Genomic DNA, 12,219 nt, shown 5'->3' with positions numbered 1-12,219 from the left:
ACAGGCAAAGTGCCCTGTGGATTGATTGTGTACAGACAATATCGAAGGGAATTACTTTACTCCTCTTCTGGCCAGTTCCTTTTTAATCAGCAGCAGTTCTCTTCCTGTTTGTCCGCTAACGGAACTGTTTTCCTGTGCACGGCGCATGAGATAAGGTACTACATCTTCAATAGGACCGAACGGCAGGTACTTGCTTACCGAATAGCCTTCTTTGGCAAGGTTGAACGTAATATGATCGCTCATGCCATACAGCTGGCTGAAATGCACATGCGGATGATTATGCGGCAAGCCTTTGCTGTGCAGCAGTTCGGCTGCAAGCTGATTGCTGTATTCGTTATGTGATGCTACAATAACAGCAATACGGTCAACATGTGCAATGCAAAACTCAACAGCACGGTTGTAATCACGGTCGCAAGCTTCTTTATCGGGTTGTATAGGTGAAGGATAATTCATGTCGGCTGCACGCTTGCGTTCTTTTTCCATATACGCACCACGTACGATTTTTATACCGAGGATGAAGTTACGTTGCTCGGCAGCTTCGTAACAATCGCACAAAAACTGGTAACGATCGTGGCGGTAAAGCTGAGCCGTGTTGTATAATACAGCGGTAGTTTTATTGTATTGATCCATCATGAGCATGGTTAATGCATCAACAGGATCCTGAATCCAGGTTTCTTCCGCATCAATCAACACACCTACTTTTTTTGCAGCAGCAGCAGAACATATTTTTTCCATGCGGTTACACACCCGTTGCCACTCAGCTTTTTCATCAGCACGTAACTGCTCCAGAGCTGCTTCATAACGACGCACCAATGTGCCGGTTGCTTGCTGCATTAAACCATCCATTTTCTCCAGCAAGGCAAACCGGGCAATACCCGTCACCTTCACACTCATAAATGGTATGTTGGCCTGTGTAGCAGCATAGTTGATTACCTTGATAAACTGATCGCAGGAATGATCTTTCTCTTCCTCACCATAATCGCCGCCTTCTACACCATAATCAAGAATCACCTGTACATGAAACTCTTCCAGTTTATCGGCCACTTTTGCTGTTTGCTCCAGTGTTTCACCACCCACAAACTGTTCAAACAAAGTAGAGCGGATGAGACCTTTCACCGGCAAACCGGCTTTAATAGCCCACGGAGTAATGCGTGTACCAATGTTTACGAGCCATTGATAACCCATGGATGAAAAAAGGAAATGTGCTTTTTTTAGCTGATCGTTGTTTTTGTATTCAAACGCATTTGCGGTGTTCTCGAAAGATACTTTGGAATTATTCTGCATGCCGTCAACTATTTGAGGCAGCAAAGATAACAGAAAATGACCGGTTGTTAGTCTTGTTTTCGATTGATGAAGACGATCGCATTTCGAATAAAGCCCGGCGTTATTTTGAATTCTTTCGTTTGTGTTCCCTGTCTGATCACGAAACGCAGTTGCAGCGTGGGTTTCCCGACAGATTCGCTTACAATTACAATTTCGTTCATACCGGTATCAATTTGCTGCAATCGTATGCGCAAAGGTTTTTCAAAGAGATGACAATTCGACGAAATCGGGTGGCCGTTGAGGAATACAGAAATCGAATCGTTGATGCTTTTTCCAGCCGAATAAAACTCCAGCAATATCTCTGTACTGTCGGCAGTAAGTTCTGTTACTTTCTGGTTAAGCCGTTCGGCAGGTGCAAGGTAGATGTTCGCCTCTTCGTACGAATTAAATAAATCTTCCACGTATGCATTAATTTCCTCTTGTGCCGTTGCTGAAATAGCAGTTTCTGTTTTCACTGCTGTAAATGCATCTTTATCTTCATCACCCCAGGTCCATACCGCACTAATTGTTTTTGCAGTATCAGGTTTATTGAGCTGCAAATCTAAATACCGGAAAAAACTACAATCGGTTTTACTCATGGCCACACCCCTGCGCACACTTATGCGGGCAAGACGTAATTTTTTATTTTGTACAGTACCTGCAACCAAATAATCGCAACCGTAAACAGTGTTCTTATCAAAACCACGAGTAGTAATGATGCCGACTATCTGGCCTTCGGTTTGCATCAACTCTAACCGCACATTCATTTTATTTTTCTTACTGCCTCTGATATTAAAACTGCCTTCCCAAACGCCAAGAGCAGTTTGCGCCTGCGCAGCAGCAGATAAAAACAATAAGCAGTAAAAAAAGAAAATCCGTAATTGCATCTTGCTCAAGATACAATTACGGACTTAATAAGAAAGATGGAAGTAGAAATTATTTTGTTAATCCAATCCAAAGATTCCTTTGTTCAGCACCTGGAGCGTTTGTGTTTTAAACGAACCCGGTACCAGCAATGTTACGTTGTGCGGGCTACCACCGTAGCTTACCATACGTACAGGAATATCTGCAATACTGTCGAACAGTTTCGAAAGGATATGTTCTGTTTTACCAATTTCGTTGCCCACAATACTTACAATTGCCTGGTCTTTATCTAACTCAACTGTACCGAATGGTTCCAGCTCACGGATGATATCATCGAGATAAGTATTGTTATCGATAGTGAGCGATACAGCTACTTCGGAAGTGGTGATCATATCAATAGAAGTACGGTACTTTTCAAACACTTCAAACACCTTGCGTAAGAAACCATACGCCAGTAACATGCGGCTGCTCTTGATTTTAATAGCGGTAATGCCATCCTTTGCCGCCACTGCTTTTACACCAACACTTCCTGCATTTTCAACAATGAGTGTTCCTTTTGCATCGGGTTCCATGGTGTTCAATAACTTCACCGGTACATTGTAATGTTGTGCAGGCCAGATAGAAGCCGGGTGCAGAATTTTTGCACCGAAATAAGCCAGCTCGGCTGCTTCATCGAAACTCAACTGCTCAATAGCAACGGTTTTCTTTACAATACGAGGATCGTTATTGTGCATACCATCAATATCTGTCCAGATTTCGCAAACACTTGCCTGGATAGCTGCTGCAATTAATGAAGCAGAATAATCACTACCACCACGTTTCAGGTTATCTACTTCGCCTTTTGCATTGCGGCAGATATAACCTTGTGTGATGAATAATTTCTTATCGCTGTTTTGTGCAAGAATATTGCTGAGTTTTGCTTTGATAGCTCCCACCTGCGGTTCATCGTAGGCATCAATGCTCATAAAATCGAGTGCAGGCAACAGCATATGATCAATGCCTTTCTCCTCGAGATAACAGCTGAACATTTTGGTACTCATCAACTCACCCTGTGCAAGAATATCTTTATTCAACGCATCGTTGAACGATATTTTTAAAATGATATTCAGGAACTCGAAATGTTCTGCAATGATGGCACGGCATTTCTGCTGTGCAGCTTCTGTTACCAACAGATTGCTGATGAAGGTTTGGTAATGCGCATCCAGCTTATCAATAACCTGCTTCGCTGCTTCACGATCGCCATTGGCCATAGCGTTACCAATTTCCACGAGAGAATTGGTAGTGCCACTCAACGCACTTAATACCACAATTTTTTCTTCCGCATCACGGGTAATCAACGTTGCTACGTCATGCATTCTTTCCGGCTTACCTACAGAGGTACCGCCAAACTTCATCACTTTCATTGTTCTTGTTTTGAATTGTATGGTTTGAATCGATGTTTGCTGTTTGCAATTATGCATTGGCAGGCAACAGCAGATGAATTGCTTCATCCTTTCCTTCTTCCGTGTTGGTAGAGTTGAACAATACGTTTACAGCTGAAGTGAAGTTGCTTAACCTGTGCTTAAAGCGGATGCGAAATTAAAGAGAGAGATTGAATTTCTGCCCAACTTTCGCCAAATCTTCCGCAACCGTTCCCAGTAACGGAATTCCCTCTTTCATACGTTGTTCTTCAAACAAACGTTCGGGATCGCCCGGTATCAACACCTTTTCATATCCATCGATTGTTTTGGCACTGCGAAAGCGTTGGATCCAGTTATCCATATCTTTCTTAAAGGCATCGGCAGTACGGAAGGCATCAATACGCATAGCTCCCAGAAAATGTCCCAATCCTTTACCCGGCTGATTTTCGGGCATGGGCACATAAGCCGGAAATGGCGGCACCCATGGACCATAATTAGCTCCGCTTAAGACAGCAGAAAAAATATCGACGATAGAACCTAACGCATATCCTTTATGACTGCCATGTTCTTTATCGCTGCCCAAAGGAAGAAGGGCTCCTTTATTTTTTAACGCATGTGCATCAGTAGTTGAATTGCCCGCTGCATCCTGTATCCAGCCAACCGGTGCTTCCAGGTTTTTGCGCTGTAATATTTCCAGCTTACCATTGGCAGCCGTGGTAGTTGCCATATCGGCTACAAAAGGCGGTTCAGAACCAGCAGGAACTGCAACTGCAATGGGGTTGGTACCAAGCATGCGTTCGGTTGAAAAAGTTGGTGCCACCAGTGCCGAAGCATTGGTCAGCGCCATGCCAATCATATCGTGCTGCAAAGCCATCATGGCATGATAACCTGCAATACCAAAGTGGTTACTGTTTTGCACACTTACCCAACCGGTGCCAGCCTGTTTTGCTTTGTTGATAGCCACCTGCATAGCAAATGGCGCAACTACTAATCCTAGTCCACTATCGCCATCCACAACTGCTGTTGAAGGCGATTCGTGAATGATTTTGATATCGGGCTTTGCGTTGATGCGTTTTGCTTCCCACAGGCGCACATAACCGCTGAGCCTTGCCACACCATGGCTGTCGATGCCACGCACATCGGCCGACAATAAGGTTGTTGTTGCTGTGGTTGCATGCTCATCGCTGCAACCCATTGCCAGGAAAACGTTTTTTGTAAAAGAAAATAAATGCTGATAAGAAAACACTTGCTCAGCCTGTTGATCACCGTTCATAGTTCAGGGTTCATTGTTAATACACTCGCTCACCACTTCTTTTACGCCTGTGCTGTAGGGCCACCAAAGTTCATGGGTATCTGTATTTCTTCCAGGTCTCTGATAGCGCCGTTCGCAGCTTCAAAACGTTGTATGTTTTCGGTAAGGGCGTTCATAAAACGCTTGGCATGTTGCGGCGTAAGGATGATTCTCGATTTTACTTTGCTCTTTGGAGTGCCGGGCATTACATTTACAAAGTCTACCACAAATTCTGCGTGGCTGTGTGTGATGATTACCAGGTTGGCATATTCACCTTCGGCCACTTCTTCGGTAATTTCAATATTAAGCTGATTGGGATTTTGCTGTTGTTGATCCATAAAAAAAATTGAGTTTCAAATATACAATGCAAAAGCCGAGCTGACCTGAAAGAAAGAAGAACTGTACTAAAACAATAAGTCCTCTCAAAAATAAGAGAGGACTTTTGCGGATTAAACGACTCCACTTGAACACAAGCTAAATAACTAAAAATCAATCAACTAGCAAGCTTTCATACAAACGTCTCCTGGCGAAACTCCCACATTGTCCCGATTACTAAAAAGACAATTCTATTACCGGAAACTTACCCAATCAACTTCACATGTTTTGGTATCCTTTGCCAGAACAACAATATTTTTTACACCCTTTATGGCCTTCAGTACAGCTGCATCAATCGTTTTCCATTCAGCATTTTTCGGAATTGTAATTTCGGCAATCACCGGCCCATCAACATTATCTGTGCGAATCTGCAAGACAGCACCATCTGCAGCCCGTACATGAATGCTGACGGTCTTTAACTGCTTACTTCCAAAATCTACACTGTTGTATTGCGCCCATGCACCCTGTTGATTAAAAATTGTTTTCCATCCTTTGAATGTATTGAGCGTATCCAGAAAAGCAATCGATACACCTTGCTCACTCAACTGTGTATAACGGTCGATCTGTATTTGCTTTGTTGCAGCTGTAACACCTACTCCTCTTAAAGTTGGTATTACTTTTTTAATGGTACCATCTGCATTAAACGATAAACTATCGATTCTTATCGAACGTGCTTTATCAAACTTTGGTGAATAATCTTTATCATGATAAAACAGATACCACTGATTTTTAAACTGAACAATGGAGTGATGATTGGTCCAGCAACCACTTGCCGATTCATCCATAATTGCACCCACAATTTTGAATGGTCCAAGCGGGCTTGTACCGATTGCATATTCCAATCGTTCGGTTTTATTTTCAACATGCGGATAAGTCATGTAGTAAATACCATTGCGTTCAAACACATAAGGACCTTCTTTCAATCCTTTTGTTGGTAATTCGCCGAGTGTAAATACTTCCGAATCCAGCTCCAGCATATTTGCTTTCAGCTTTGCTCCATAAATATTTCCCGCCGACCAGTAGAGATACGCCTGCCCGTCTTTATCAATAAACACGTTGGGATCAATACCACGCACTCCTTTTATGGGTGTTGCTTCAGGAGTATACGGGCCTTCAGGTTTATCGGCTACAGCAACACCAATGGTAAAGCCACGACCATACGTAACCGTATCTTTTGCTGCTGTTGGAAAATAGAAATAATATTTACCGTTGCGTTCAATACAATCGGGTGCCCACATGCTGTAACTGTCCGGACGAACCCACGGTACGTTATTCTGTGTTACAATCACACCGTGATCGGTCCAGTCGGTTAAATTTTCAGAAGAGAACACATGATAATCTTCCATGCAAAACCAACCAACACGACCTTTACCTTCTGTTGCAAGTATATCATGCGAAGGAAAAACATATACTTTGTTGCCAAAAACCCTTGCAGATGGATCTGCTGTAAACTGGTCTCTTATAAAAGGGTTCTGTGCAAACAAGCTGGTTGCACAACTAACTAAACCCAGACAAGCAATAATTATTTTATTCATTTCAGTTTAATTATTGTAGACAATGATGATTTTCTTACGATTATTCTTTTGTTGAAATTGTATCACTGATTCTGAAATAATCAAAATCAACAAATCCTCCTGGTTCTTTTGTTGCATAGTTGAACAATGTAAAACGGTAACCCATAAAGTGCGGAAGCGTGTAGGCCATCTTTAACGTTGTACCAAACTTTATCCAGTTTGTTCCATCCACACTGTAAAAGAAATCAGCCACATCTTTCCGGTTGGTAAAATTGCATTCTGCTTTGAAATACACCATCGACTGCGTAAGCGGAATACGTTGTGCTTCTTCTGCTTTGCCGGAACTTGCATTGATCATCACAAGCTCTTTGCTGTTACCTGTTACACGCACTGCAACCAATCCATAATTTTTCTGCAACAACGCAAAGCCTGCAACATCACCATCTTTCATGTTCGATACATCCAACGCTGTAATGCCTGTACAAACAGGACCAATGGTGCGTTGTGTCAACGAATTTCTTGCAGTGAGAAAACTTGTATCAACCCTGCCGGTTGTAAGACGAAGAAAACCTTTGCGTGCAGTCACCGACCAAAAACGATTATCAGGATTGTGATTCCATTGCCATGCAAGTGGTAAAGCAGCATCGCCTTTTTTACGAGTGAATTCATCTGAAACCACAATACCCGGAATCAATCCCTTGCTTGGAGGTAAGTTGAGTGTTAATGGTACTTTACCATTTTCACCTAACACCGGCCAGCCATCTTCCCATTTCACGGGAACGAGATAGGGAATGCGACCTACTGCTCCGTTATCACGAAACAGGTAAGAAAACCATCTGCCATCGGGCATATCAATTAATCCGCCTTGTGCAACACCCAGATCCTGTAATGCAACTCTACCCTCCCATGGACCGGTAAGATTTTTTGCACGATGAATAACTACTGTGCGCATACCACCTCTCGGCCAAGTGATATTGAACAGATAGTACATGCCATTTGCTTTGAAGAGTTGCGAACCTTCGCCCAAACCACTTTGTCCAACTGTTTGGCTGGGTTGTGTTGCATCTTCAATGATCACCTGTTTGATGCCGTTTTCTTTTATACCCGACAGATCGTCTTTTAATTCAACCAGCGTTAATTTTTTGTTGCCATAAATCATGTACACTTTACCGTCATCATCAAAATACAAGGAATGATCGTGCAGATCGGGACGGAACGTAATTTCTTTCCATGGACCTTTCTCAATATTCTTTGTACTGTAGATATGTGTATTGCCGCTTGTTGCAGCAAATGTTGAAACATAATAGGTGCCCTTGTGATAACGCAAACTGCTGGCCCATGAACCACGGCCATAAGTAGATTTTCCGTTTACAAGATTCATTTCATCATTGTTCACCAATGTATCGTATGCATAGCAAATAAGTTTCCAGTTGATGAGATCGGTTGATTTCATAATCGGCACTCCCGGACTCATGTGCATGGTAGTGCTGCTCATGTAATAGTTGTTGCCAACCCGTATCATTGACAGATCGGGTACATCAGCATAAATAACAGGATTGATTGCCTGTTTGGTTTGTGCAGTTACATGAACGTTTAGGCAAGCAATTATTCCAAGGGCGACAAAATAGTTCTTCATCATTTCAATCGAATTTTTATAACAAGTTATTTTGCATTTTTTATCACTTCACAGGTTGAACACCTTCTGTCGTTTGAATAATTTTTTGAATCGTTCCGTCTTCGTTGTAATACATGTAGTCTACACAAACTGAACGACGGTAACTGCCACCCGTAGGCAGCGAACCATTGTGATAAAAGAAATACGACTTGCCTTTGTAATCAATGATGCCGGGATGCGTGGTAAAACTGTTCGGCACATTTTCCTGAATAATGCCTTTGTACTCCCATGGACCGGTTGGACTCTTCGACATGCAGTACTCAATCATTTCGGGTTTAGTACCAGCACTTGCATACACGAGGTAATACCAGCCTTTGCGTTTATAAACCCAAGGCCCTTCAATAAAATTTTTGGGCGAAATATAATTAATCGGGCCATCGAGTTCAATCATATTGCTTTTAAGCTTCACCCACCTGCAGCTTAAATTACCCCAGTACATGTAGGCCTGTCCATCATCATCAATCATTACAGTAGGATCAATATCATCCCAACTATGTTTTTTATCCGTCGTCATTTCATTTATGATGAGTGCTTTGCCAATGGCATCTTTAAACGGACCTGTTGGCCGGTCGGATACCGCCACACCAATAGCCGCACCACCATTACTTATACTGTCTTTTTTATGAAACGTAGAAACAAACCAGTAAAACTTTCCATTGCGTTCAATACACTGTGCTGCATACGCATCGCCTGTGGCCCAAGAAAAAGTATGTGGCGAAAGTAAGGTGCCGTGATCTTTCCAGTTCTTCATATCAGTTGTGGAGAACACATGCCAGTCGGGCATTTTATAATTGGTAGCGGTTACAGAAGCCGTATCATGACCTGTATACAAAAACAACGTGTCTTTATATACGATCGGCGAAGGATCGGCTGTGAAAATATGTTTGATGATGGGATTTTGTGCATAGGCTGTCATTGATGCCATTGCTGCTATTGCAAGTGTAAGTAGCTTTTTCATTGTCGATTTACGTTTAATTCAATTGTTTGATTTAGCCTGAAGGGAGTATTTATTTGCTGAGTTTATAGCCGAGAAGCGTCAACATAGTTTCAGCATATCGTTTTCCAAACTCACGGTAGCCCTCAGCATTGAAGTGAAGATTATCCGGTGAATCGGTACAACCTTTCGATGAAATAACATGTGCAGTTGGAATGACAGCAGGCAACTGATTAATGATTGTATTCATACCTGCACATACACCGCCTTGCTCTGCATGCACCACTTCGCCCGCAAGCAAGGGAACATTTTGCGCATTCAACTGCAGATCGCCCAGCAGATTTTTATACACCATACTCACTTTCGCAGGCCATGTTGTATCACCTGTATTAGATTCGCCCTGATGTAATAAAATTCCTTTAATTACTCCGTCTTTTTGTGCCAGCTTGGCCATTTCAACTAATCGGCCATAAGGGTTGCCATCATATTCTTTTAACATACCGAGCATCCAGTTGGGAGCTGCTGCTATATAAGTTTGGTAATTGCTTTTATCAAACAATTCAATTTTACAACCGCCAACCGATACATTGATGACACCGATTTTTACATTGGCAGGCAGGTTTGCCAGCAATGTTCTTCCGAAATAATCAACAGGTGTTAAACCCGTTCTGCAACGGCATAAAGGAGGTACAGCTGTATACCATTTCCCTTTTTCTCTGCCGATAGCAGGGCAATCGACCGCTTCCAAAACTTTAAAACGAGGATCAACATTCACCGTATCCTGTGCTTCAATTTTTGCATAGCCTTCCATATTGGATTGACCAAAGCTGAGGAAAATATAAAAGTTGGGATCCTGCGCAACAACGGTTGTAGAAATAGAAAACAGAATAAAGGCAGCTACGATTATTTTTTTCATTACGATTCTGATGTTGTGATTATTTAAAAAGCAATTGTGCAAAGTTGTACAGGTTGTTACGCCACACCGGCCATGTATGTCCGCCGGGATATTCGCTGTACTTATAGTTGATGTTGAGCTCATCAAACTTTGCAAGCATGATCTTGCAATTGTTGTAAGCAATATCTTCTTTACCACCCATGGCAATCCAGAATTGTTTCAGGTTACTGTTGATGGCACTTGCATTTGCTTTCATGTATTCGTACTGTGGATTGGAAAGAGCCGGTTGATTACTCCACCAACCAGAACTAAACACACCGAGATATGCAAACAGGTTTGTATTGCGTACACCTGCATGCAAGGTTTGCAATCCGCCCATTGATAAACCGGCCAATGCCCGGCTGTTGGCATCGGTTGCTACACGGTAATTTTTTTCAATGAAAGGAATGAGTGTTTGCTTTAATTCATTTTCAAAAGCACGCAAGGCCTGTTCGCCAAAACCACCGGGCCCACCTGCTGAAACATTGCCATCCATCATCACAATGATCATGGGTTTTGCTTTTTGCTCAGTAATTAAATTGTCAAGGATGATATCTGTTTTGCCTTGCATCGCCCAGCCACGTTCATCTTCGCCGCCACCATGTAATAAATACAATACAGGATACTTTGTTGTGGTATTCGCATCATAACCCGGCGGTGTGTAGATATAACATTGACGCCACGAACGTGTGACAGGAGAAAAATATTTCTTGATGCGGATATCACCATGCGGCACATCTTTCAGTTCATAATAACCGTCGCCTTTAAACGGAATTTCAATACCGCTTGCCATGCGTCCCATACCATAAAATGTTTCGCTGGCTGGATCAGCTACTGCAACACCATCAATCAACAGTGAATAATAATGAAAACCCTCACTAATGGAATCGGTGGTAACAATCCAGTAGCCACCGGTATCTTTCTGCATATCATATTTCCTACCTAAATCGATCTGCACTTTTTGTGCATCGGGTGCTTTGATACGAAACAACACCCGACTGTCGGGTAAGATCTGCGGATATTTTGCAGAACGGATATTGGTTGCAGCTGCAGTGCCCAACACCGTGTACTTCGAAAACTGTGAAGCATCAACCGGTTTGAACAGGAATTGTGAAAACATATACAAGCCATTCTTCCAAACTTTAAAATCATGTCCGCCTGGTTCCAAATAATAAATATGCGGTACATCGTTTTGACGCAGGTAATCATGTGTACGTTTGCTGAACGAAAGCAAACCATCTGCATCACCACAAGAGATCCAAAGCAATTTCAATTGCTGTTTTGCTTTTGCAGGATCGGGCACTAATTCATTCGGCAATTTTGTATTTGGTGCTGAAGAAAAACCACCTACCCATGCAAACTTGTCAAGATTGCCCAATCCAAAATTCAGTGATTGTCCGCCGCCCATTGATAAACCGGCAATCGCTCTGTTTTCACGATCCTTGTAAACAGGAAATTTCTTTTCAATAAATGGAATCAGATCATTCAATAAGTCTTGTTCAAATGTTGCAAAGGCCTGCACTTTATCTTGCGCCATGATGTTGCCTGTTGCACGATCATCTTTCATGGCTCTGCCGTTGGGCATTACAACAATCATTGGTTGCAGTTTGCCTTCTGCATACAGGTTATCAAGAATCACCTGTGGTTTACCTCCGTTCAACCATTCTTTTTCATCGCCACCAATACCATGCAATAAATACAGTACGGGATATTTCTTCTTTTTTGAAAAGCCGGGTGGAGTATATACCAGTGCCCGTCTGTTTGCGCCTACTGTTTTTGAATTGTAGGTGATTGTGTCAATCTTTCCTTTTGCACTTTCAGTACGCACTTCCTCAAACCCCTTGGGCATTTGTTTCAGTATTTCCTGGGACTGCACCTGCAATAACGAAAAAAGGAGAACAACTGCACTAACTATTTTTTTTATCATGAT

At 42.4% G+C, this 12,219-nt stretch carries 10 protein-coding genes; all 10 read right to left on the bottom strand.

The features are described 5' to 3' along the window. Nucleotides 1-51: 51 nt before the first annotated feature. Nucleotides 52-1,284: a proline dehydrogenase family protein gene (locus IQ13_RS13955; RefSeq protein ID WP_144887010.1), complete on the bottom strand. Its 1,233-nt coding sequence runs from the start codon at nt 1,282-1,284 to the stop codon at nt 52-54. A 47-nt stretch (nt 1,285-1,331) separates the two neighbouring features. Beyond that, nucleotides 1,332-2,189: a hypothetical protein gene (locus tag IQ13_RS13950; protein WP_144887009.1), complete on the bottom strand. Its 858-nt coding sequence runs from the start codon at nt 2,187-2,189 to the stop codon at nt 1,332-1,334. A gap of 57 nt (nt 2,190-2,246) precedes the next feature. After that, nucleotides 2,247-3,569, bottom strand: a complete 1,323-nt coding sequence (locus IQ13_RS13945; RefSeq protein WP_144887008.1) for an aspartate kinase — start codon at nt 3,567-3,569, stop codon at nt 2,247-2,249. A gap of 175 nt (nt 3,570-3,744) precedes the next feature. Beyond that, the gene (locus IQ13_RS13940) at nt 3,745-4,839 is read right to left on the bottom strand and encodes an Ldh family oxidoreductase (protein ID WP_144887007.1); all 1,095 of its coding nucleotides are present in this window, start codon (nt 4,837-4,839) and stop codon (nt 3,745-3,747) included. Between the two features lie 41 nt (nt 4,840-4,880). Then, complete coding sequence (locus tag IQ13_RS13935) at nt 4,881-5,195, bottom strand: DUF3467 domain-containing protein (protein ID WP_144887006.1); 315 nt, start codon at nt 5,193-5,195, stop codon at nt 4,881-4,883. A 231-nt stretch (nt 5,196-5,426) separates the two neighbouring features. Beyond that, nucleotides 5,427-6,767 carry a family 43 glycosylhydrolase gene (locus IQ13_RS13930; protein WP_144887005.1) on the bottom strand — a complete coding sequence of 447 codons (1,341 nt, stop codon included), beginning with the start codon at nt 6,765-6,767 and terminating at the stop codon, nt 5,427-5,429. Between the two features lie 40 nt (nt 6,768-6,807). Continuing rightward, nucleotides 6,808-8,385, bottom strand: coding sequence for a glycoside hydrolase family 43 protein (locus IQ13_RS13925; protein WP_199758272.1), 1,578 nt, complete (start codon nt 8,383-8,385; stop codon nt 6,808-6,810). A gap of 40 nt (nt 8,386-8,425) precedes the next feature. Further along, nucleotides 8,426-9,379: a glycoside hydrolase family 43 protein gene (locus IQ13_RS13920; protein ID WP_144887004.1), complete on the bottom strand. Its 954-nt coding sequence runs from the start codon at nt 9,377-9,379 to the stop codon at nt 8,426-8,428. Between the two features lie 49 nt (nt 9,380-9,428). Beyond that, the gene (locus IQ13_RS13915; RefSeq protein ID WP_144887003.1) at nt 9,429-10,271 is read right to left on the bottom strand and encodes a sialate O-acetylesterase; all 843 of its coding nucleotides are present in this window, start codon (nt 10,269-10,271) and stop codon (nt 9,429-9,431) included. Nucleotides 10,272-10,290: 19 nt separating this feature from the next. Continuing rightward, entirely contained in the window at nt 10,291-12,216 is a 1,926-nt protein-coding gene (locus tag IQ13_RS13910; protein WP_144887002.1) for an alpha/beta hydrolase-fold protein, read from the bottom strand. Between the last annotated feature and the right edge of the window lie 3 nt (nt 12,217-12,219).

Source organism: Lacibacter cauensis (genome assembly GCF_007830055.1).
In the GTDB taxonomy this organism is placed as follows: Bacteria; Bacteroidota; Bacteroidia; order Chitinophagales; family Chitinophagaceae; genus Lacibacter; species Lacibacter cauensis.
Note: the sequence above shows the minus strand (reverse complement) of the source record. Positions and strands in the feature narration are given on the sequence as shown.